General features: G+C 61.1%; 23 protein-coding genes and 2 pseudogenes. 17 read left to right on the top strand and 8 right to left on the bottom strand.

What is annotated here, in order from left to right; genetic code table 11:
* Nucleotides 1-110 precede the first annotated feature (110 nt).
* Together A7A09_RS06975 and A7A09_RS06970 are read right to left on the bottom strand one after the other, a co-directional pair.
* Nucleotides 111-482: a helix-turn-helix domain-containing protein gene (locus A7A09_RS06975; protein ID WP_106690677.1), complete on the bottom strand. Its 372-nt coding sequence runs from the start codon at nucleotides 480-482 to the stop codon at nucleotides 111-113.
* A 13-nt stretch (nucleotides 483-495) separates the two neighbouring features.
* Nucleotides 496-798 carry a type II toxin-antitoxin system HigB family toxin gene (locus A7A09_RS06970; protein ID WP_106690676.1) on the bottom strand — a complete coding sequence of 101 codons (303 nt, stop codon included), beginning with the start codon at nucleotides 796-798 and terminating at the stop codon, nucleotides 496-498.
* 299 nt (nucleotides 799-1,097) lie between these two features.
* Between A7A09_RS06970 and A7A09_RS06965 the strand changes: the two are divergent.
* Nucleotides 1,098-1,563 (top strand): annotated as a pseudogene (locus A7A09_RS06965) (transposase); the annotation flags it as partial.
* A 53-nt stretch (nucleotides 1,564-1,616) separates the two neighbouring features.
* Here the strand turns inward: A7A09_RS06965 and A7A09_RS20760 are convergent.
* Both A7A09_RS20760 and A7A09_RS06960 read right to left on the bottom strand, forming a co-directional pair.
* On the bottom strand, nucleotides 1,617-2,558 hold the full coding sequence (locus tag A7A09_RS20760) for a hypothetical protein (protein ID WP_170167036.1): 942 nt from the start codon (nucleotides 2,556-2,558) through the stop codon (nucleotides 1,617-1,619).
* A gap of 91 nt (nucleotides 2,559-2,649) precedes the next feature.
* A complete protein-coding gene (locus A7A09_RS06960) occupies nucleotides 2,650-3,255 on the bottom strand; it encodes a recombinase family protein (RefSeq protein WP_170167035.1) in 606 nt (201 codons plus the stop codon).
* A gap of 486 nt (nucleotides 3,256-3,741) precedes the next feature.
* On the opposite strand from A7A09_RS06960, the gene A7A09_RS22060 reads away from it, so the two are divergent.
* The 6 genes from A7A09_RS22060 to A7A09_RS06930 all read left to right on the top strand — a co-directional run bounded on the left by A7A09_RS22060 (nucleotide 3,742) and on the right by A7A09_RS06930 (nucleotide 10,111).
* On the top strand, nucleotides 3,742-3,981 hold the full coding sequence (locus tag A7A09_RS22060) for a helix-turn-helix domain-containing protein (protein ID WP_106690674.1): 240 nt from the start codon (nucleotides 3,742-3,744) through the stop codon (nucleotides 3,979-3,981).
* 215 nt (nucleotides 3,982-4,196) lie between these two features.
* Complete coding sequence (locus A7A09_RS06950) at nucleotides 4,197-6,191, top strand: TniQ family protein (protein ID WP_106690673.1); 1,995 nt, start codon at nucleotides 4,197-4,199, stop codon at nucleotides 6,189-6,191.
* Entirely contained in the window at nucleotides 6,188-6,952 is a 765-nt protein-coding gene (locus A7A09_RS06945) for a hypothetical protein (RefSeq protein ID WP_106690672.1), read from the top strand. Before A7A09_RS06950 ends, A7A09_RS06945 begins: the two co-directional genes overlap by 4 nt.
* Nucleotides 6,949-8,370 carry a TnsB C-terminal domain-containing protein gene (locus A7A09_RS06940; RefSeq protein WP_106690671.1) on the top strand — a complete coding sequence of 474 codons (1,422 nt, stop codon included), beginning with the start codon at nucleotides 6,949-6,951 and terminating at the stop codon, nucleotides 8,368-8,370. Before A7A09_RS06945 ends, A7A09_RS06940 begins: the two co-directional genes overlap by 4 nt.
* A gap of 11 nt (nucleotides 8,371-8,381) precedes the next feature.
* On the top strand, nucleotides 8,382-9,134 hold the full coding sequence (locus tag A7A09_RS06935; protein ID WP_106690670.1) for a hypothetical protein: 753 nt from the start codon (nucleotides 8,382-8,384) through the stop codon (nucleotides 9,132-9,134).
* Nucleotides 9,131-10,111: an ATP-binding protein gene (locus tag A7A09_RS06930; RefSeq protein WP_106690669.1), complete on the top strand. Its 981-nt coding sequence runs from the start codon at nucleotides 9,131-9,133 to the stop codon at nucleotides 10,109-10,111. Before A7A09_RS06935 ends, A7A09_RS06930 begins: the two co-directional genes overlap by 4 nt.
* Before the next feature lie 165 nt (nucleotides 10,112-10,276).
* Here the strand turns inward: A7A09_RS06930 and A7A09_RS06925 are convergent, their stop codons facing one another.
* The gene (locus tag A7A09_RS06925) at nucleotides 10,277-10,534 is read right to left on the bottom strand and encodes a hypothetical protein (RefSeq protein ID WP_148043619.1); all 258 of its coding nucleotides are present in this window, start codon (nucleotides 10,532-10,534) and stop codon (nucleotides 10,277-10,279) included.
* A gap of 183 nt (nucleotides 10,535-10,717) precedes the next feature.
* Here A7A09_RS06925 and A7A09_RS06920 point away from each other — a divergent pair, with 183 nt between their 5' ends.
* The 9 genes from A7A09_RS06920 to A7A09_RS06880 all read left to right on the top strand — a co-directional run bounded on the left by A7A09_RS06920 (nucleotide 10,718) and on the right by A7A09_RS06880 (nucleotide 17,188).
* Nucleotides 10,718-11,056, top strand: coding sequence for a hypothetical protein (locus A7A09_RS06920; RefSeq protein ID WP_106690667.1), 339 nt, complete (start codon nucleotides 10,718-10,720; stop codon nucleotides 11,054-11,056).
* A 62-nt stretch (nucleotides 11,057-11,118) separates the two neighbouring features.
* On the top strand, nucleotides 11,119-12,075 hold the full coding sequence (locus tag A7A09_RS06915) for an AAA family ATPase (protein WP_106690666.1): 957 nt from the start codon (nucleotides 11,119-11,121) through the stop codon (nucleotides 12,073-12,075).
* Nucleotides 12,072-12,899, top strand: coding sequence for a DUF58 domain-containing protein (locus tag A7A09_RS06910; RefSeq protein WP_245999199.1), 828 nt, complete (start codon nucleotides 12,072-12,074; stop codon nucleotides 12,897-12,899). The genes A7A09_RS06915 and A7A09_RS06910 overlap by 4 nt, the downstream gene beginning before the upstream one ends.
* Complete coding sequence (locus tag A7A09_RS06905) at nucleotides 12,896-13,234, top strand: hypothetical protein (RefSeq protein ID WP_106690664.1); 339 nt, start codon at nucleotides 12,896-12,898, stop codon at nucleotides 13,232-13,234. The genes A7A09_RS06910 and A7A09_RS06905 overlap by 4 nt, the downstream gene beginning before the upstream one ends.
* Nucleotides 13,231-14,181, top strand: coding sequence for a VWA domain-containing protein (locus A7A09_RS06900; RefSeq protein ID WP_106690663.1), 951 nt, complete (start codon nucleotides 13,231-13,233; stop codon nucleotides 14,179-14,181). The genes A7A09_RS06905 and A7A09_RS06900 overlap by 4 nt, the downstream gene beginning before the upstream one ends.
* Nucleotides 14,169-15,071 carry a vWA domain-containing protein gene (locus tag A7A09_RS06895; RefSeq protein WP_106690662.1) on the top strand — a complete coding sequence of 301 codons (903 nt, stop codon included), beginning with the start codon at nucleotides 14,169-14,171 and terminating at the stop codon, nucleotides 15,069-15,071. Before A7A09_RS06900 ends, A7A09_RS06895 begins: the two co-directional genes overlap by 13 nt.
* On the top strand, nucleotides 15,068-15,685 hold the full coding sequence (locus A7A09_RS06890; RefSeq protein WP_106690661.1) for a hypothetical protein: 618 nt from the start codon (nucleotides 15,068-15,070) through the stop codon (nucleotides 15,683-15,685). The genes A7A09_RS06895 and A7A09_RS06890 overlap by 4 nt, the downstream gene beginning before the upstream one ends.
* Complete coding sequence (locus A7A09_RS06885; protein ID WP_106690660.1) at nucleotides 15,679-16,896, top strand: BatD family protein; 1,218 nt, start codon at nucleotides 15,679-15,681, stop codon at nucleotides 16,894-16,896. The genes A7A09_RS06890 and A7A09_RS06885 overlap by 7 nt, the downstream gene beginning before the upstream one ends.
* Nucleotides 16,868-17,188, top strand: a complete 321-nt coding sequence (locus A7A09_RS06880; protein WP_211341067.1) for a hypothetical protein — start codon at nucleotides 16,868-16,870, stop codon at nucleotides 17,186-17,188. The genes A7A09_RS06885 and A7A09_RS06880 overlap by 29 nt, the downstream gene beginning before the upstream one ends.
* On the opposite strand, the gene A7A09_RS06875 is transcribed toward A7A09_RS06880, so the two are convergent.
* Nucleotides 17,089-17,316, bottom strand: a complete 228-nt coding sequence (locus A7A09_RS06875; RefSeq protein ID WP_106690659.1) for a helix-turn-helix domain-containing protein — start codon at nucleotides 17,314-17,316, stop codon at nucleotides 17,089-17,091. The two genes, A7A09_RS06880 and A7A09_RS06875, sit on opposite strands and share 100 nt — an antisense overlap.
* A 56-nt stretch (nucleotides 17,317-17,372) precedes the next feature.
* Nucleotides 17,373-18,343, bottom strand: a pseudogene (locus tag A7A09_RS06870) (IS5 family transposase).
* A gap of 488 nt (nucleotides 18,344-18,831) precedes the next feature.
* Between A7A09_RS06870 and A7A09_RS20500 the strand changes: the two are divergent.
* On the top strand, nucleotides 18,832-19,158 hold the full coding sequence (locus A7A09_RS20500; RefSeq protein WP_148043618.1) for a hypothetical protein: 327 nt from the start codon (nucleotides 18,832-18,834) through the stop codon (nucleotides 19,156-19,158).
* A 13-nt stretch (nucleotides 19,159-19,171) separates the two neighbouring features.
* On the opposite strand, the gene A7A09_RS06865 is transcribed toward A7A09_RS20500, so the two are convergent.
* Complete coding sequence (locus A7A09_RS06865) at nucleotides 19,172-21,787, bottom strand: condensation domain-containing protein (RefSeq protein WP_106690658.1); 2,616 nt, start codon at nucleotides 21,785-21,787, stop codon at nucleotides 19,172-19,174.
* Nucleotides 21,788-21,876 lie beyond the last annotated feature (89 nt).

Genomic DNA, 21,876 nt, shown 5'->3' with positions numbered 1-21,876 from the left:
TTTATGATGGTTCAACGTAAGTCTATGCAACCCAATGAAGATGAAGGTGGGGCGAAAACGTACTTAGGGTACAGGTTGAATACGGACCTGCTAGACGCTGGTGACCACTGTCATGCCGGTTCCAGATGATAGGGCCGCACGAGACAATCGGCGGGGATGGCCCACGCAACATTGATCTTGTGGATCATGTCTACGGTCAGAGCGCGCCGTTTATTGAGGATCTCAGACGCGCGAGGCCGCGAGCCGATAACGGCAGCCAGATCGGCCTGAGTGCGGCCCGTTGCTTCCATATGGGCCGTCAGGAGTTCGATAGGTTCCACAGGCTCGATCGGGAAGTGATGTTCTTCATAGTGTTCCACGAGGTCAAAGAGCAGGTCCAGTTCGTCACCTTCCGGTGTGCCGGTTTCGGCACCCCAGAGTGCATCAATGCGCTCAAGAGCCTTCTTGTGGTCCTCATCGGTACGGATGGGGCGAATATCCATAGCTCCGTTCCTCTCAGTATTGCGCCACAGTCAGCGCGTCGATCTTATCATACTCGGCATGCGTGCCGATGAATTTCACAAAGGCCACCTGACGACGAAAGTCGAACGCACAAATCAGGCGGAAATCACCGCCGCTAATCTCGAACCGAACGCGCTCGGCGTTCAGCACCTTGGCTTTCGTGAATGACGCCTGCACCTCGGCTGCCGTATTCCACGAAGATGCGGCAGTAATGCGATACCAATGCTCCAGCGAAGCGCGCGCCATCGGGTTCCTTGCGCCGAACCTGGTGATGTTGCTGCGAGCAATGATCCGCATCTGCCCTCCGTGTTCCCGAATTGGGAATATGGGGGAGGACGGCGGCAAAGTCAATGCAGAATTTCCCAAAACGGGAAGATCTTATCATCGCGATCGACTCTGACTCTTTGGACTCACCTTGAGCACGGCTCTGAGCAGCAAGATCAATAACCGCGAAGGCAAGTAGCGCTGCTATACTTGATGTCTACGCGCTTCTCGCCTTCGCTACCGTTTGGGTTCCAACTTTGTTGACCGGATCAACTGTCGAATCTTCATGCGATCGAGTGCCGAAATTCGTACAAGCGGGCGGCGAACCGAACGAACCCGAGACCGCCCCGATGCCCCGCAGCAATCACCAGAGCCGCAATGCCGAAGTCAACTTCCGGGGCGAGAAGCGTTCCAACGCCACCCATGCCTCGACCACCGACCCGGATGCGCGGCTCTACAAGAAATCCCCCGGCACCGGGGTGATGCTGTGCTACATGGGCCATGCACTGATGGAGAACCGAAATGGTCTGGTCGTGGAGGGCGACCTGACCCGAAGCCGAGCGTCGGGCCGCTCTCGACATGATCCATCTCCAATCTCCGGGATCGACCCGGCGACTGACACTTGGGGGAGACAAGGGCTTTGATGCCGCCGGGTTCGTCGCCGATCTGCGTCAGGCCTGCGTCACACCGCATGTCGCACGAAAGGCGCGTTATTCAGCAATCGATCGCCGCACCACCCGGCACAAGGGCTATGCCCTGTCCTTGAAACAGCGCAAGCGGATCGAGGAGGCCTTTGGCTGCTCCATCGAGCATCACCACCTCCATTATCAGGTGGCAGCAGTATCCCTAAGTCATTGTTTTATTGAAGCATGGGGTCTTTGCACCGCTTGCGGAGTAGCTTCGGCGGCTTTCGCCGGAGGCACCGTTACGCGCATCGGCCTGCGCGTCTCAATAGAAGAGACGTGCACGTCTTCTTCTGGCAGGGTAATGCGCAGATCGTGGCGTTCGTCGGTGAACTTGACCGTGGCTGGCCCACCAAGTCCGCTCCAGAGCACAGTCGCTTTTGGGTAGAGCCACTGGTCTTTACCGATCTGCTCGGCCTCAAGTGTTAGCGCCTCGGCCTTGGCCAGCGCCTGAACCCGCTCATGAGAATCTGAAGCAATGGTAACCAATTGACCGGGCTTCGAGCGGATCCCGAGAGCGGTCATCGCGGCGGGGATAAGCTGACCTCCAAAAGTCATCAGCAACAAAGAAAGTATGATCCCCGGTGCAATCAGCATGAAATCGAGTGGGAGAGACGTGTCTCGGGGTGCAGTAAGGCGATGCAGGAGCAGGCCTGAGCCGCAGACGGCTGTTGCGCCAAGGAGCAAGTTTGGAATGCCAATTGCTTTCCAACCCATTGAGATTGGGATTGCCAGAACGATGGCGAAGGACGAACCCATAACAAGCAGTAGCCACGCATCCACGCTTGCGGCCCAAAACTGCTCGCCATTTGAATGTCGTTTGAAACCGGCGCGAAGGAATAGAGCAGGCTGAATGACTAGGTAGCTGACGCCAATCAGCAGGCCAAGCAGCAGCACCAGGACAAAAGCGACCGCAAAAGTGCTGACAGCTTGCGACAAACTGTTGATCGGAAAGCCGATACCCTCGGCGAAGCAACAGTACCAGACGACGGCAAGGAAGCCACCAGTGAAAGACAGCTTGCTGACAATAGACAAGACGTCATTGATGGTGGCGAGGTGAGCACGCCTTTGGGTGAGCACGTCTTGTGAGGCGGGTTGCTTGTCTGTCATTCTGAGAATCCCTGCTTAGGTATGGGGATATTACAGCTGAAGCATCTCGCGTCGATGGGTGCCCGGTCCTCCGTTCGCCCCGCATCCTATGTCACTTTCGGCTTGACTTGCATTCGGAGCAGCGGCTTTCCGTGGTCGACGACGACGAAGATGCAACACTTGGTCGTGCTCCCGGTGATTGCTGATCGATCATCCGGCGCTTCTGCCACAAGTAATACGCCGACCGGCTAATGTTCGGGCCGCGGATCGCTTTGACAACATCGAGCACCTCACGTCCAGACTTACCTTGCGCCAGCATTCGGACTGCAATGGCCTGCCGCTCTGGTGTCATCGTAAATGGTCGCCCACAAACGATCCCCTCGGATTGTGCATGTCGGACGGCTTCACTTGTTCGCATTCTGGTCTCCACCCGCTCCATCTCCGAAAGGATAAACAAAAGGCGCGGCACAATGACCTCCGTCGACTGCATCGTATCTATTCCGTCGGCAATTGCACGCAGTCCTATTCCTCTTTCGCGTAAATCGGCAACAACTCTCATGACCATGACAGGCTGGTCGCCCAACTCCACAATCTTATTGACGACGAACTCTGTAGGGGTGTGCCGCGCAACCCTTCTGGCATATCGCAAACGTTGCTGCAGGTTTGGACAATTTTCACCCGCTATTGGCGAAAACTTTCGCCCGTCTTTCACGCCCATGGGTGAAGCCAATACCATTTTTCCATATGTCCGGACTCCCCGGATAGTTCCTTGATGCTTGTATCAATATTAGAACAAATAGGAAACATATGCCACGCAATTCGTGGGTGCCTTACCGTGGAGCTATCACTTTTTCGTGATATTCAGACATGGAGAATGACCACTCACTTTGCCAAAGCGGCGCACGTCTTTTCGATGTGCGAATGTAAAACACTTTTTATAATCAATAAACTGCCGGAATATTTCTTATCAGAACTTGGGAGCTTTGGCGTGCAATCAGAGGGTTGCGTTTGATCAACATCTTAGGTCGTGCAGCGCTATTCAAATACCGATTTTACAACCAAACGCCTACACAGTTCAAAAGCCAGATTTTCACGATTGACTCTGCTGCCAAGTTAAAATTCAGCCGCCGAATCATTTGTGTTGCCAAATCACCGGCGGATGTGAAAGCCTTAGTTGGAAGGCACGATCAGATGGCATAATATAATGGCTCGCCTAATAAATATGCGCACTCACGAACTCGTGAAAGCGGAATTGCGGATAGCCGGCTCCTCGTTGGCACAGGTCGGACGGGAACTCGGCATCTCGCATGCCAGCGTTGGTTCTGCTTGCGCGGGTTACTCGCGCTCACGGCGGGTCGAGGAAGCTATCGCATCCAAGTTGCTTAAAAGACCAGAGGAAATCTGGCCCGAGCGCTATCCCACCATGGAAAGAGGTGAACGATGATTTCATAAAAAGCGAAACGACCCCTAAAGCGTTGCTTATGAGGTCGCTTGCTTGTCGAAATTCGAACCTCCGACGAGTTGAGCTTCCTCCGAATTGCCTCAAAAGTCAAGCATGTGCGCCGTACTGACCGGCGCCGGGCTCCGATTTTCAGTACAATGGAGAAGTGCCTACTGACTCGCCAGCTTCTTCTGGCCTGTCAGTAGGTCCAAGAAAACATGATAAAGATTGATGTAGAGCACCGTTGCAAGACGGTGAACGACGGCACTCATCCCGAAATATCCCGCCCTCGGGATCGAGGAAAACTCGCACTTACCGTTAAAACAACAGAAGGCGAGACCGGCACCTCGCTTGCGTCGCGGATTGCGCTCCGCAATGGCGTCAGCATGCGGGCATTGTGCCGCGACATGGCAATTCCCTATGCCGATGTATGCCACGGCGTGCCTCAAGCCGTTGTGCAGGTGACAGATTTGATTGGTTGTGATTCCGCGCCGATCCTATTTCACACACCACGGCTGATCGAGCATGACTGGTTCCAGCTCGGTCGCGAACGGTTGAAATTCACCGCCCTCCTGCGCGGAGGCGGACAGATTTGCCCGTTGTGTGTCGCCGAAGATGAGGCGGATGAGCCACATTTCGGTCCATGGCAGCGTTATACATGGCAGGTAGCTGCGTTCCGCCGCTGCCGAAAACATGACCTCGTATTGGAACGGCCCAAATATCCGGGCCGGCATTCAGAATCGCTGGATTTCACTGCCATTGTAAGATCCTGGGCTCCGAGTGAGATAACCAGAGCTCAAAATGACCGCCACGCCCTTGAGGATTACCTCCTTTCCAGGATTCAGAAAGGCATCAGCAGTGAATGGATCGATCGTCAAGCGTTTCACGTCGCCTGGCTGTTCTCAGAGGCCTTAGGCATCCTGCTGACCAAGGGGCCGAAAGCAAGGATCCCCGACCAGGATGCAGCGGCTTTAATTGCAGCCGGGCATGTGGGTTTCGAAATCCTCAAATCCGGTCCCCAAGCATTACTGAGTCTGCTTGGGGATATACGCGATCAGGCCGGTTCCGATCGTGGTAGCTACGGCAAGATTTACGGGCCGGTACTCACTTGCTTGCGCGAACGCCGCAGGGATCCCGAATTCGACGAAATTCGCTGCATCGTCCGCGAATTCATCCTCGACAATTTCAGGATCGCCCCGGGCACCTCGATCCTGGGCGAGATTTGCAATGAAACACGGATGTTCACGGTGCTGACGGCAAGCCGGCATTTTAACGTCCCGATTTCGCAACTGACCCGAAAGCTACGCATGGAAGGCCTGCTGACAAATCCGCAGCATAATAACGATACTGATCGAAACCTGCTGTTCAGGCGCGACAATATGGAGAAGATCGCCGCCGAGCTCCGCAAGCTGTCATCGATGAGCGTAACCCGTGCCGTGATCGGAGCCGATCGATTTGTCATGGATCGGCTCCGCGAGTTGAAACTGCTCAGAAACTACTTCCCTGTCGATGGCGGCATGCCGATGTTTCACCAAGATGAGGTGATGAGGTTCATTCGCAACCTGCAGGCTGCAACACATCATGTGCTGCGGCCCGGACGGCGATGGAAACCGATCACTAAGGTGGCGGCAAACTGTCATTGCTCCACAGCCTGGGTCATCCAGCAGGTCTTCGCGGGCAACCTAGAGCTGGTTTCCTCTCAACCGGATCCGTTTCTACTCGCGGAGTTCCTCGTATCGGTTTCCGAGATCAAGGAACTGCTGGACGCCATCCCGCTGGATATGGTGAACATGACCGAAGCCGCCAGGTTGCTGGCGGCCGATGTGCCAACGGTCAAGGCATTGATCACGTCAGGGCATCTCGCATCGCGCAGTGTTGACTCCCGGCTTGCCAATCGTCCGTTGCGTTTGATCTCCCGGGCAGATCTCGAGCGCTTCGCCAGAAACCATGTCGTCGTTCGGGCGCTCTCGGGAACCCGCAAGGCGCAGTATATCACCACCCTCGCCTTCATCGAGGAGCAAGGCGTATTCCCACTTCTGGCCGAGCGCGGCGTGAAGCCGGTTTTTGAACGTCACGCCATCGAGCGGATCTCCCGACTACCTGGCGGAGAACAATTGGCGCGGCTTCTGGGGGTGGAGGATACACGTTTTGCCCGACCGCTAGAAGCCGAGCCCAATATTCCCGACAACATCGACGCCGGAGGTGCAGCATGAGCGAATCCTTCATGGAAATCGATCACGACACCTGGAATTATGGCCAGCCCAGGCTGCGTTCAGCGGGCAAGATCACACTGCCAGATATCCATGGTGTCCTGCCATTCGCAGGCGTTCGCAACCCGATCACGGCGAGCAATACTTCGCACAAGGTCAGCCTGACCTACAAGACCGAAATCAATCACTGGCAGCCGAAGGTTGGTCTGGCCGAGAGTGGTGCCGAACTCGCGGTTGCCGAGGAAGCACTGATCGATCCCGACATTATCGATGTCGAATTCCAGCCGTTGCAGTTTCCTTATCGGCGCTTATGCGGCACGACCGCGCTGCATACGATTGATCTCCGTTTCATCTACAGATCGGGGCGTACGCGCTTCGTTTTCGTACGAAACGCCGAAAGCCTTAAGAAACCATGGGTTCAAGAAGAGATCGATGCAATCGCAGATGCTGTGCCGCATCACGAAGCCCATGAATTCGTACAAGTCGAAGCGGACGCCTATTCCCGTTCGCGTCGCGAAAACCTGCACCGCATGCACCGGTTGATGGCTTTCGAGCCGCCTGATCCGGTTTCGGATCGGCTGGTTGAGGAGGCTGTCCACAACCTCAAAACGCTGTGGCGGATCTCCGATCTCGCCCCGCATCTCGACCTGCAGCCAGCGCGGATCTTTCGATCCTGCTTGCGCTTGATCGCGGCCAAGAAACTCAACGCCGATATGAACGCCGTCATCTGTCAACACTCCCGTATATGGAAAACAGAGCTATGAAGATGAATTACATTATTCCCGCTGGTCAGCGTATTAAAACTGCGGGCAACACCCGCACCGTCTATCCCAACGGCGACGGCAGTTATCGCGCCGAGCATGTTGAAACCGGATCGGTCGAAATCCTGAGTTACAAAGAGTTATTGGGTCTTCTGAAGCTGCCCGGCACATCGACAATCGACAGGCTCACCGATTCTCCTGCCGCAGCGCGTATTCGACAAGGTGGCCTGCACTACCGGCAGCAATTGTCGGAGGAACTGCAGGATCAGATCGACTTGCGGAAGGCGATTATTGCCGGAGTCGATTATCTAGTGGAGACCGGCCTGAAGGTCACAGCAGCTGCACTCAACAAGAATTCCAACCGTAGGATCATTCGCGAGGTCGCAGGTCAGCTTTACAAGGTCCGGCCCATCAATCTGGCACCGCGCGGTGGATCGACCAGGCTGGTTGCGTTCATGCCGCATGGTCGAACCATTCTGAAATATCGGCAGCGCTATATCGAGTCCGGCCACGATGAGATGGCGCTCGTCGATCAGGCTTGGCTTCGCGGCAACCGGTCTTCGCGCATCCTGACAAAGATGCGCGAGCTGATGACCGAGGCCATCGAACAGATCCATCTCGATCTGAAAAAGCCTAATGTCTCGGCCGTGCTTAGACAACTGCGTACCCTGACCGCGGAAGAAAATGCGAAGCGCAAGCTGAACGGTCTAAAGCCGCTGAAACCGGTCACCCACAAGACTATGGCCGATCATATCAAGATGATCGGGTCAACTGCCCTCGCCATCGCCCGGGATGGTGAGCGTGCCGTGGCCAATAACCGCTCTCGCGGCATAACCGATACGCGGGCGCTGATGATCGGCGAGTTCATCGAAATCGATGAATGCAAATTGTCACTCATCACCGTGGCCAAGAAAAAAGGCTGGTGGGAGCGATTGAGCAGTAAAGATCAAGCTGCACTGGAGGAGATCGAGGAAATTATTCGCACCCGACTCTGGCTGGTTTTGGCGCTCGATGTCGCGACACGCATGCCGCTGGCCTGGGTATTGACCTGCAATCCGTCGAAGGAAGCGACCCTTGAAGCCCTGCGCATGGTAACGCGAGATAAGACCCGCGAAAAGGTCATGTATGGCTGCGAATGCGATCCAATGCCACCGGTGGGTATTGGCAGTCTCAAGGGCGACAATGGTTACGGCATCCGGAACGCCGCGGTAAAAGCCGCCACGCTCGGGATTGGCGGCCAAAGTCATGACGCCCGCACCTATCACGGTGTTGACAAGCCCTTCCTCGAAAGAATGTTTGGCTCCCTGGAGAGCATCCTGATCAATCTGATTCACGGTTACACCGGTCGCAAGGCCGGTGCCTTGCCCGGCTATGATCCGATCAAGAATGGTGTGCTTAGCTGCGAGGAACTTTATGGCTGATTACCCGCTACTTGGTCGATGAATATCCCTCGGAGCGGCATTACGGTGTCACGATGATGGGACGCCGCCCGATCAAGATGAAGGAATTCATTGATTTGAATTATGGTGCGCTCACACCGCCGAGTCCGCATGACCGACGCATCCATCTGGGCTGGAAAAGCGATGTCACGATCACCGATGAGGGCGTTAAGGTTTATGGACTGCCCTATAGCTCGCCGGAATTGCAGGCGGTCAGGGATTACGTCGAGGGTAAGGTTTCCGTCTTCTCCGACCCCGACAGCACCAATCACGTAACCGTCCTGATCAAGGGTCACCCCGATCCGATCCTTGCTGATCTCTCTTGGACCGCGATGAAGGATCTGACCATCCCCGAATTTCTGGAGATTGCCGAGGCAGCGCGGGCCGAAGATCCGGAGGAAACCGCGAATTTCGAGGCCCGATTGGCGCGGGTTCGCCGCGCACGTTTCGACCGAATGCATTTCATCGCGGTCGAACACAAACTGGCCCGCAGCTATATGACCATCGCCGAAGCACAGAAGAAGGCCGAAATTGTGACCGCAGGCCAGCATTCGCCACGTCGAGCGCCGCTTCCCGGAACGGCGCAACCCGGTAGCGTCGCGAGCGAAACCGGTGCCACAGGCGTACGCAAGATTGGCCCGGGTTTTCAGCCTCCCATCGAAGGACAGGTCCAGCACACGAATGATGAGACGGACAAAGCTTCGAATCTGTTGCCCAGGCCGGACACGACGGGTAAATTGTTATGAGCTTTGTCAACCTCACCTCCGCCGGACATATCACGACGTTTAAGGGAGCGCATTACAGCTTCCCGCGGGCTACGCGTCTGCGGGAGGGGATGGAATGGATGGTCACCGATTATTATGCCAAATCTGCTCTGCGTCGGCCCTTCGAGGCACGGGGCTTGCTCGTTACCGGCCCTTCGCGCGTCGGCAAGACCACGGAGATCCGCAAGCAACTCGAGGCACTGAACGATGGCGACACCATGATGCCCGACGGCCGGGCGGCTCGTTTCGCTTCGGTCGTCTTGAAGGGCCTTCTGAGTTGGAAAGACCTGGGTATTCACACCTTGCGCGAAGGTCTGGGTTATCCCGCCGAGGGTCGTCTGACGCAACGCGAGGTCTGGGATCGGGTCATCACCCAGGCTCGCGAGCAGGGAGTGATCGGCATTCACTATGACGAATGCCAGCATATCTTCCCAAAGAAGACTGGAGAGGCGCGGGCAATGATCCTCGACAGTTTCAAATCGCTGCTCAAGCAGCCGGAATGGCCGCTGATGCTGATCCTCTCGGGCGTAGAAACTCTCGTTCTTCACGTTACCAGCGAGGAACAGCTCGCCTATCTCATGCGACCGGTCTCGTTTTCCGAGATCGTCTTGCACCGTACAGCAGATCTTACCGAATTGGCCAGTCTCTGCCATGCCTATGCCGATAAAGCCGGACTGGATTTTTCCCGCCTGAACTCGCGTGATTTCTACGAACGCCTCACCTGTGCCTGTGCCAATCGATGGGGTTTGGTCATCGAACTCCTGATCGATGCTTTCGTTCTCGCCTTGGATCAGAAGGCGGCCGAGCCGGATCTACAGCATTTCTGCTTGGCCTTCACTCGACGAACAGGATTACGGGAGGGTTATTCCCCCTTCTCGATCGACAGCTATGAAAAGCTGTTTGAACCCCAGAAAATCTTCGAGATATGGGAAAAGAAACGGGCCACAATCACCATCTGACCTAAACCCGGAAATCTGTACAGCCAAGGCCCGCGCAAAGCGCGGGCCTTCTTTTATGGGCGATCGTTGTGGCCGTCGCCTCCTAACCGTTTGACCGCCATGCAGGCGGGTCGATGAGGACGATCCGTCCCTGCCGCAGGTGACGTGAGGTTCGCAGACCTGTTCCTACACGATCCAGGGATCGTCATGTGTCGACTTCATCGCCCAAGGGTCGTTGGGATAGGCATCATCGAAAACACTCGACTCTCGAGGACGGCATCCGGGTTCTTCATAGAGATCACTGATGGCGTTCTCTTCGAAAAACTCCTCCCCTTTGAACATACCATGACTGCATCTCTGATCGCCTTCGAAGGTAATGAAGGCGACCGTGATGTTTGCCTTGGCGGCACAAACGTCTTGCAGAGGGCGCAGCAGCTTCTGCAAGACCGGGAACGCCTCCCTGATCTGCTCCCGATCCTTCATGAGCACCCAGAAGGGAAGCTCGTTATATTGCCAATGGGTCTGGCCAAGGATGCGCAGCCACAGCTTTCCTCCAAGGTCCGCGCTGCTGTTGATGCGCGTGTCCGCAAGGGTTAATCAATCACCGCGGCAGCCGAAGAGGTGGGCATGTCTCGCTACGGTCTGTCGAAGGCGCTCAAGCGGCCTGCGGTCGCGGAGTTGCTGGCTGATACCCAGGCGCGCTTTGTCACGGACGTCGAGAGCAAGCGGGCAGTATTGCGGGCCCGTGTTTTCGATGTCGCGGCCGAAATGCTGAACGATGAGAAGACCGACGACAGGGTAAAGCTCAAGCTGATCGAGCTTCTGATGGGCGATGGTAAGGCGCCGACGGTAGCGGTGAACATCGATGCCAGCACCAATGTCGGCGGGGGCTATGAGTTCGTAAGACCTGGAACGCGCATTGTGGAAATTTTGCGCGACAGGGGCGGTTTCCATCTCCTACTTTAGACGGGGTGGCGCCGCGACGCGACTCCTTGCAGACTGTGCATGTTCACCCCTGGGAGGAGGCGATGAACGAATTATCGCATAAAGCCCACGCCGTCGCGCGATTGGGGGCCGAGGTCGGCGCAACGCTGATCGGCCATGAAATCCTTGTCGAACGGCTGCTGATCGCGCTGCTGTCCGGCGGGCATGTGCTGATCGAGGGACCGCCCGGCATCGCCAAGACCCGCGCCGTCAAGCAACTGGCCGCGCATCTGCCCGGCAGTCATGCGCGCATTCAGTGCACGCCCGACCTGCTGCCCTCGGATCTGACCGGCACGCAGGTGTTCCGGCCCGAGACCGGCGGTTTCGATTTCATGGCCGGTCCGATCTTTCACAGCCTCGTGCTGGTGGACGAGATCAACCGCGCCCCGCCCAAGGTGCAATCGGCGCTGCTGGAGGCGATGGCCGAGCGGCAGGTGACGACAGGCGGCACCACCCGCCCCCTGCCCGATCCCTTCATGGTCGTGGCCACCCAAAACCCGATCGAGCACGAGGGAACCTTCCCGCTGCCCGAGGCGCAGCTTGACCGCTTCCTTCTGCATCTGCGACTTGACCTGCCGGGGGCCGAGGCCGAACGCGCCATCCTCGATTTGGTCGAGGCCGAAGGGCAATCGCCCCCTGTCGCGGCAACGGCGGTGACGCCAGAGGAACTGTCACAGGCGCAGGCCGAGGTGGCGCAGGTGCATCTGGCCCCGGCGCTTAAGGATTTCATCGTGCGGCTGGTGATGGCCACGCGCCCGGGCGGCGCGGTGGCCGAATGGATCGAGCATCCGGTCTCGCCGCGCGGATCACTGGCGCTGGCGGCGGGCGTGCGGGCGCGGGCTTGGCTGCATGGCCGCGATCACGGCCTGCCCGAGGATGCCGAGGCGCTGGCGGCCGACGCCCTTGCGCATCGCATGGTTCCCGCATGGCAGGCCGTCAGCGAGGGGCGCAGTGGACGATCGCTCGTCGCCGACATCCTGCGCGAGGTGCGGCCTTGGTGACTCTGGCCGCTCTGCCGGATGCCCCGGGAATCCGGTTGACGGCAGAGGAGTTGCTGGCGCTGCGTGACGAGATACGGGGACCGGGCCGCCATCGCCCTGCCACGCGCCGTCCGGGCGTGGCTCCGGCGCGGCTGGAGGGATCGGGCATGGATCTGCGCGAGATCCGCGCCTATGTCGCGGGCGACGATCCGAGGCGGCTGGACCCCGCCGCCACGGCCCGCACCGGCCAGCCGCATATCCGCAGCCTGCACGAGGATCGCGACGACACCACCCTGCTGATCGCCGATTTCCGCGCCCCGATGCTGTGGGGCACCGGGACGGCGCTGCGATCCGTCCGGGCGGCCCGGCATCTCGCGCGGATGGGATGGCAGGCGGCGCTGCGCGGGGGCTCGGTGGCGGGGCTGACCGTTTCGGGCGCCGGGCTGGCGGAACTGGCTCCGGCCACCGGCGACGCGCATATGGCCAGCGTTTCCCGGCTGCTGGCCCATCAGCATGACCGCGCATTGGCGGAACCCGGCACGCCTTCACTGACCGAGGCGCTGGCCCATGCGGCCCGTCTCGCCCCTGCGGGCGGGCGGATTCTGCTGGCAACCGCTCCGGGCGGGTGGCAATCGGCAGAGGCCGCATTGTCGCGCCTTGCCCGCCGCCGCAAGCTCACCGTCGCGCTGATCCTGGACGAGATCGAATGCGTTGCGCCAAGCGGCGTTCTGGCGGTCAGCGATGGCCGCGCCAGCCGCCTTGCCCGGCTGTCGGTTCCCGACCTGTCCGACGACAGCGACCGGCTGCGCGTCCTTGGCGCGATCCCCGCAGAGGTGCAGCCGTGACGCATGAGGAAATGCTCGCCGCCCTTGCCCCGTCCCGCCTGCCCGCCGACATGGCGATACTGGGCTGGCGCGAAGCCCTGGGGCTGGCGGGGCTTGGCCTGCTGGCGGCTCTGATCCTCTATGCGCTGCTGTCGCCATGGCTTGCGCGCCGTCCCTCGCGCCGGGCGCGCATCCGGGCGACGAGAGGCCTGCCCGCGCAAGAGCGTATCCTGAGCATCGCCCGAATCCTCGGCCACCTGCCCAAGCGCCTGCGCCCCGCCGCCTATGGCGAAGCCCCCGCCCCGGCGGATGCCGAGATCGAACACATCGCCCTGCATGGCCGGAGGCGGAGATGAGCTTCGCCGTCCCATGGCTGCTGATCCTGCTGCCGCTGCCGCTGGCGATCCGTTGGCTGAGTCCGCCGCTGGCCATCCGGCGCGCCGCCCTTATCCTGCCCGCCCATCTGGACCGGGCCGCCCGTAACGTGGGAAATCCCCGCATCAGGCAGGGGCCTTGGTTGGTTGCGCTGGCATGGGTGATGCTGGTGGTCGCCATGGCCGGACCGCGGACCGAGGCAATCAGTGACATCATTCCCGCATCGGGGCGCGATATCGTGCTGGCGCTGGACCTGTCGGGCAGCATGATGAAAGAGGATTTCCGGCTGGACGATCAGCCGGTCTCGCGGCTCGAGGCCGTCAAGCGCACCGCCTCGGCCTTCGTGGCGGCACGGCGGGGTGACCGGATCGGGCTGGTGATCTTTGGCGAACGGGCCTATTTCGCCTCGCCCCTGACCTTTGACGTGGATGCCGTCGCCCGCGCCATCGAAGAGGCGCAGATCGGCATATCCGGGCGCGGCACCGCGATTTCGGACGGGCTGGGGCTGGCAACCAGGCGGCTGGCCCGCAGCGAGGCGCCGACACGGGTGATCGTGCTGCTGTCGGACGGGGTGGACACCTCGGGAAACGTGCCCGCCATCGAGGCAGCCAAGCTTGCCGCCAGTCACGGCATCCGGGTTCACTCGATCGCGCTCGGCCCCGAGGATCTGGAGAACCAGCCCGCCGCTCGCGATGCCGTCGACGTGGCGACCCTGCGCGACATCGCCGCCGCCGCCGGGGGCGAAAACTTCCGCGTCCGGACCACCGGGGACCTGCAGCGGATGGCCGCCACGCTGGACCGGCTGGAGCCGAACCCGTCCTCGCGCCCGCCGATGCGCTATTGGAAATCGCTCTGGATTTGGCCCGCCGCGCTGGCACTGGCTTGCCTGACCCTTCTTGCCGTCAGGAGGCGGGGATGGGCGGGCTGATCCTGTTGCGGCCCTGGTGGTTGCTGGCCCTCCTGCCCCTGTCGGCGCTGATGCTGTGGAGCCTTCGGCGCGCGCCCGATGCGGGGGGCTGGCAGCGGGTCATGCCGCGCCAGATGCTGCGGGCGATGATCGCGCTCGAAGCCCTGGGCGGACGGCAGCCGGTCTGGCAACGGATGCTGGCGCCCTTTGCCATATTCGCTCTGATACTGGGACTGACCGGCCCCGCGCTGCCGCGCCGCGATGCGCCGGTACTGGCACAGACCGATGCGGTCATCATCGCCATCGACCTGTCCCCGTCCGTCGCAAAAGGCCCCGGTCTTGCCGAGGCGCAGGTCGCGGCGGCGGGGCTGCTGCAGGCGCTGGCGGGGCGTCCTGTGGGAATGATCCTCTATGGTGGCGAAGCCTATACCGTCGCCGCCCCCACGGCCGATCTTGCCACGCTGGAGACGCAGATCGCCGTGCTGGAACCCGACACCCTGCCCAATCCCGGGAGCAGGCCCGCCGATGCACTCGGCCTGGCCGGAAAACTGCTCGACAAGATGCGCCGGGCCGACCTGATCCTGATCTCGGATGGTGGCGGCGTGGATGCGCAAGCCGAGGCAGAGGCCTCTCGGCTGGCCGATCAGGGGGTGCGTATCTCGGCATTGCGCATATCGGCGACAGCGCCCGAAGCACCACCCGCGCCCGATGATGCATTGGAGCGGCTTGTCCGGGGCGGTGGCAAGGCGTTGCCAACTGAGCAGATGACCCGGCTGGCGGCAGGGCTGGACCGGCCCGGAGCGGCGGTCCGCGATCCGGTGCTGGTGGCCCTGCAATATCGCGATCTCGGCCCGTTGCTTGCCGCTTTCGCCCTTGTGCCGCTGCTGATCATGCTGCGGAGGCGGAAATGAAGGCGCCGCTGATCGTCCTTGCCGCCGCATTGGCGGCGCTGGCCGTGGCGGGGCCCGAGGCGATGGGGCGGTTGGCGCTGCGCGCGGGATGGGATGGCATGGCCGCACGCCTTTTGTCCGATCCAGCCGCGCGAGGGGTGGCGCTGTATCGCATCGGCGATCATGCCGCCGCCGACGAGGCCTTTGCCGAGGCCGGGCGGTCGCAGACCTATAATCGCGGGCTCAGCCTTGCCGCGACCGGGGATTACCCGCTGTCGGTGGCCTATTTCGATGCCATGCTTTTCGCCAATTCGGCCGATGCCCAGGCCCGCGCCAATCGCGACCTCGTGGCCTCGATGTTTCCACCTCCGCGTGGTGACAGTGTCGCACCGGGTCGGCTCGCCGGGACCGGGGGCCGGATGTCGGACGAGCCGGTCGAGACCAGGTTGCAGGCCAATGCCTCGGGGCCGAAATGGGATCGGCAGCTGGACCGCAAGGGAATCGCCGCAACCGACGAGTGGCTGGAAACCATTTCAGACGATCCGGGCGAATTCCTGCGCCTGCGCATCCGCGCCGAATACGAGCGCCGCGCCCAGCTTGGCCTGATCCGCCCGAAGGAGGCCGACCCATGGTGAGCCGTTTTCTGCTGCCGCTGATCCTCTGGCTGGCCTTGACCGGCCTTGCTGGCGCGCAGGGCGACACGAAGCTGCGGGTCCTGCATGATCACGGCAATCCGGTCGTCTCGGAGATGGTCGAACTGACGATCCGCGGCGAATATGACCTGACCGTCTCGCTGGAAGAGATGATCTTCCCCAACTCCCCCGATTACGACTGGATCCAGATCGCCCGTGACGACTGGCACAAGGAGCGCGTGAACGGCCGTCTGCTGCAGATATTCGAGCGCAAGGTGGCGGTCTTTCCAAGCCGCGACGGGCCGGTCGAGATCGGCCCGGTCACGCATCGCCTGACCTATGTCACCGGGGATGGAAAGCGTGCGGAAACCGAGGTCACCGCCCCTGCCGTCACGCTGAACGTCAGGCCGTTCCCCGGCGATTACCGCCCCTTGTCAGCGCGCAAGCTGATCCTGACGGATGAATTGTCCGCCAGCCCCGGGCAGTTGAAGCAGAACGAGGTCCTGACCCGCCGCGTCACCATCGAGGCACAGGGCACGCTGGCGCATTACCTGCCTCCGCGCCCCGACCTGCGCCAGCCATGGATGATCAGCTTTACCGCCCCCGAGCAGCGCGAAACGGTGATGACCGATCGGGGACCGCTGGCCCGCGTTGTCTGGGAATGGCAATTGCGGCCACATACGGGCGAACCCGCCATCCTGCCCGGCACGGGCTTTCCGTGGTTCGACACCGCGAATCGCCGGATCGAGATCGCCCCGCTCGATCCCATACCCTTCGGCTTCGCGGGCTTCGGGTCGAATTTCGGGACGGTGGACGAGGCTGGCTCAGGTAACAGGGCTGTCGCCGCCGCCGTGCTGCTGCTGTCCCTTGTCTGCGGCCTGTCACTGATGCTCTGGCGACGCGCGCCGATGCACCGGCATGCGCTGCTCATGCGCCTGCGCCGCTACCTGCCCTCTCCGCATATGCGCATGATGCAACAGGCCGCGAGGCGCAACGACCTGGCCTCCCTGCGCGCCGCGGCAGAGCGGCATCTGCGCTGGCTGGGCCTGCCTGTCCGGGGGTTTTCCGAACTCGACCGGCAGCTCTACGCGGCTTTACCTCCTCCCGGTTTCGATGCACTGGATTGGCTGTCCGGATTTCGTAAGATGGCCCGGTCGGAAACGCGAAAGAAGGAAAGCGACGGAAATGGCCCCTACCAGCGCACAAAGCTATGACGGCGATCCACGCAACGATGATGCGCTGATCTATGTGAACGGCGATTTCGTCCATCGCGACCGCGCCATGGTCTCGGTCTTCGACGCGGGTTTCGTGCTGGGCGACGGCGTGTGGGAGGGATTGCGGCTGGTCAATGGCAGGCTGCTGTCGCTGGATGCGCATCTTGACCGGCTGTTCGAGGGCTCAGATCATCATTTCGTTGCCTCGGCCTCTGGACATCGCAACAGGTCCGCTGCCTCGACCGCAAGCCCCTTGGCGATTCGATCTACGACATCGATGCTCGCTCCATAAATCTGCCGCTCTAGCGAACTGATGTAGGTGCGATCCAGACCGGCCTCATGCGCCAACTCTTCCTGCGACAGCCCCTTGGTTTTCCGTAGCGCTCTTAAGTTGTGGGCAAATATCTCTCTGATTTCCATGGGCGTTGTTGCGCGACTCGCGCCTGAGGCGTGACTTCCCCCTTCCCCCGCGGACGTTATGCCACGCGGACGATCTCGGCGGTGCCGAGGGCGTTGAAGCGGTTCATGAGTGCGATACGGATGTGGACCTCGGCGGTCTGTCGGTCCGGGTCTCTCGCCATGATGCGTTCGCCGAAGGATTTCAGGTCGAGCAGGTGAACGCCACCGGTTCAAGGGAACCTGCGAGGACATTTTTGCCGCGATCCGGCTGCGGGCGTGGTATCCGGTCCAGCGCTTCCGGAACGCCCTGCCGTAATGACGGGTGGCGCGCAGAGTCTCGTTGCGGGCGCGTGCCGCCGGGCAATCGTCTTTCCACAGGCGGCCGTTTTTCCGGACCGGAATGATCGGAGTGGCCTCACGCACGAGGATGGCCTTGTGGCAGCGGCGCGTGTCACAGGCGCCGTCGGCAGTCACGGCGCGACCTGCTCGCCCTCTGGGATCTGGCCGAGGAGCTCCGGCAGTACGGGGCTGTCGCCATCCCGGCTTGGCGTGAATTCCACGGCACGGATGTCGGATGTGGCCGGGTCCATGGCGAGAGATGCGCCTTGCGCCACTGGCGGCGGCCCTGCACCCCATGTTTGCGCGCCTGCCATTCGCCGTCGCCGGGGAACTTGATCCCGGGACTGTCCCCGAGCAGGTTCGGCGGGCCATCCGCGCGGCGATAAGCGACCTGAACGGCCAGGGTCTTTTGCCTGCGGCACAGGGTAGAAAAGTCGGACACGGGCCAGTCCAGCCCCACCAGCTTCAGCAGGCTCGCCACCATCCCGACGGTCTGCCGCAAGGGAAGCTTGAACGGCACTTTGATGGACAGGCAGAACTGGATGGCCGCATCGGAAAAGACCGGCGGAGGTCGGGGCCGGCCGTCATGCGGCGCGCGCCAGGCCATGCCCTTGTCGGCCCAGATCAGCAGGGATCCCCGCTTCGGCAGCGATGAATTGGAGCTGGACCAGTTCGTCATACGATAGCGGGCGGGAGATGGTTTGCTCATGGAGTGCGTCTAACCGCATGGATTCGCGAAGTGAATCCTCCATCGTCAGGTTTGTGCAACAATGCCCAGTCGAGTGACGCAAAATTATAAAATATTTTCAGTGCATTGGGCATAATCTGCGCAAGCCTCGTCCTTACACCGTTAAAAAGATGAGGTGCGGATCGCGTCGGATGATTTCGGATCCTGTGGGAGCGGCGAGCTCGAAACAAGGGCTCTGGACTCGCCGATGGGGCCCTGCAATCGAGTTGCGACTGAAGGGGCTCTGAATGAATTGCTCCTGCCCGGCATCCTGACAAAACCCGCCAGAAGCCATTGCGATGGCTGGTAGGCGAAACGGGTCGGATATGAGAAAGCCCGCGCCACGGCAGGAAGAGAGCCGGCGCGGGCCAGTGCAGGGAGTAATTCAGAGATGGGAATCGGACCTGCGGTCATCAATGATATTGCCTGTGGTCAGTTGTCGCGCGCGGGCAGCCTGATAGGACGGGACTATGGCAACGAAGGACCGCATGACCGTCGAAGAACTGTTCCTGTTCACCGTGGCAGGAGTAATCGCGTTCTTCTTTTGGCAGGGACGAAAGCAAGATCGGCGGCGGAAAACGAGCAATGTGGCGCCGCAGGCGAATTCTCCAGAGGTGGTTGCTGGGGAGGAGATGGCGGCGGGTGTGATTGACCGCGCATGGGCCGCCCTCGGCTCTGGCAGGGACTGTTGTTGTCAGCCTGACCTGGCGGTCCCGCAAGCAACATCGTCGGATAGCTCATGGGGAAACGCCGCCGATCCGGGGCGCGGATACGAAAGACCCGCCGGCGGCGCATGAACTTCTGTACCCATCACCGCATCGCGCGTTTTCGCAGCTCGGTCAGCGGTAACCCAGCTTGCGCCGGATCGGCCAGCAGCCGGAAGGTTTCGCCGACCGTCGATGTGATCCGCTTCACTTTGTCTTCGTCATAGCGGTCCGAGCGATAGCTCATCATCACGCGCAGGCTGCGCTCGTGGCCAATGACATCCTCGACGACCTCGAATTGCAGGCCAAGGATCGATTCGGTCTTTTCCGGGTCGATCTGGCGGAATCGGACCTTGCCTCCATCGGGCAAGTCGAACTGGCCATTCATCGGGTTGCGGGCATGGATCTGGATAAATGCCTCAAAGATGTGATCCATTGGCTGCGGTTGCCCGGTCAGCCTTTCGCTGACAAGGTCCAGCGGGATATCGGCCCGGGGCATCGAGCCGTTGATCATGTCGCGAACCTGCCCCACCAGAGAACGGGCGGTGAGTCCTTCGGCAAAGAGGGTGCGATGGGCGACCATGGTGGTGAAATAACCTATCGTATCGAAGAACTCGGCTTCCAGCCGGCCCGAAGCGGAGGTGCCGATCAGCAGATCATCGATGCCGCCCAACCAGTGGAGCGTTGCCGCGATTCCCGCATAGACTACGTTGAAGGGGGACGCGTTCTCGGTCTTGGCCAATGCGTAAAGCCCTTCGGCAATCTCCGGTTCCACGTGCAACTCGACCCAGCCTCCCGCCGGAGAACCGTTTCCGGCGGTTCCTCCGAACAGCGGTGCGGCTCCTGGTGCGCCGTCGAGCATATCGGCCCAGAAGGACAGATGCGCCTCGTTCGGCCCGGCTGCGGCCTGACGAGCGGCGAATTCGTGGAAGGGGGCGGGGTTGTCGGTCCAGACCGGCACCGATCCGGCCGCGCGGCTGGCATAGGCGCGTGCCAGATCCTCCATCAGCAGACCTACGGACCATTCGTCCAGCACGACATGATGGAACAGCATCGACAGGACCTGCTGGCCATCTTCGATGAAGAAACGCAGGCGCAGCGGCAATTCGCGGGCAAGGTCAAAAACATGCGCGGCCTCGCTGCTGCGGCTCGCCCCACCGGCTTCGGTCGATTGCCAGAACCAGCGGTAGCGGTCCAGTTCGGCCATCGGCACGACAGTCTGGCGGACTTCGCCGCCATTCTCCGAAAACAGGCTGCGCAAGATCGGATGACGTTCCAGCATATCGCGGAAGGCGAGCCCGAATACAGCCTCGTCCAGGGGATCGAGGAAGCGGAGGCCGAAGGGAATATTGAAGATATCGCCGTAGCCGAAAGCCGCATAGGCGCGCCACAGCGAAGCCTGCGCCAGCGACAGCGGTGCGGAGTGGCGAGGGTCACCGACTGGCTGGGTAGCGGGTTCTCCACTTGCTTCCGGCCCGATTTGATTGGCCAGCTTCGCAAGTGCCGCGGCGGTCGAATGGCTGAACAGGTCGGACAGGTGGATCTCGATGCCATGCTGGTCCAGAAGCCGTCCGATGACCCGGGTTGCCGTCAGGGAATGACCGCCAAAATCGAAGAAGTCATCCTCTGGTCCCAAGGTGTCGTCGCGGAGGGCAGCGCGGAATTCCTTCAGGATGATCCGTTGCAGATCGGACGCGGTGTCGGGCATGGCGGGAGCGGGTGCGGCAACGGCCGGAACATCGGTCGCCCCCGATTTCAGCCGCGCGGCGCAACGCTCCAGCACCAGCCCAGCTGCCATCGGCGAGATATCCGGTCCGGCGATCATCTCCAACCCTTCGCCCTCGCGTAGCCCCACCAGCAGCCCTGATCCGGTGCATGCAGTGTCCAGGGGGAGCCGCGCGGTCGAGATTCCGTCCAGCACGAGCGACGGCTGGATCAGCCGCGCGACCGAGACCAGGGGGTCCAGTGGCAGGGCAAGGGCAAGATCGGGGAGCACCGGCTCGATCGTCGCGATGTCGGGGGCGGGAGCGCCGGTGACCTCGGTGATCGCGGCGGCGAGTTGGCAAGCCAGTTCACCGGTCGAGGCGGTGGTTTCCAGGGCCAGCCGGATCGGCTGCGAAATCGTCGCATGTGTGTCGGAGCGCAACCCTGCCAGCGGATCGAGGCCGGGGCGCGGCGTATTCCGTGGCGATATAGGTGCGATCTTGACGGGGTGCGGTGGCGGGTTGCCATTGTAGATACCGGCCAATGCGCGCAGGCTTGCATTGGCCACGTCCGGCCCTCCGGCAAGCGTGTGGAAGGCAAGCCCCAACATTGCCCCTTCGGGTAGCAGAACCAGGGCACAGCGGAACGGCGCCTCGGATTCCGGATCCCATGGGGCGGTCTGCAATTCGCGCAGCAATGCGGTTGCCTCGGCCTCCGAGGCGGTGTTGTGCAGCCGGACGGATGCGCGGACGGGTAGGGCGCACAGCTCGCCATCATCGGTCATCTTCAGGCAGTGGGAGAGTTGCGGCACCACGGCGGGAAGCTCATGCAGCGCGCGGATCATGCGCGCCGCATCCAGCCCACCCGTCAGTCGAAACCCTAGCAGGGCGGCCAGCACCGTGTCGGGGTCCTGTTGCTGCCGCAGCCAGGCATGTTCCTGCCTTTCGGTGATCGGGATTGCAGGAGGGCGGGACGAAGGGGCCTGCGCGATGGAAATGTCGGGGAAACTGTCTGGCATGTCTGTCTTCCGGAATGGCGGTTCATGGGGCCCGAAGGTCAGTGGCCAGCCGGATTGCGCAGAGGGAAAGGAGGTAACCTTGCCCGACC

This window comes from Paracoccus methylarcula, from assembly GCF_003007735.2.
GTDB lineage: Bacteria > Pseudomonadota > Alphaproteobacteria > Rhodobacterales > Rhodobacteraceae > Paracoccus > Paracoccus methylarcula.
The sequence above is the reverse complement of the archived record's forward strand: the minus strand, read 5'-3'. Positions and strand labels throughout refer to the sequence as shown.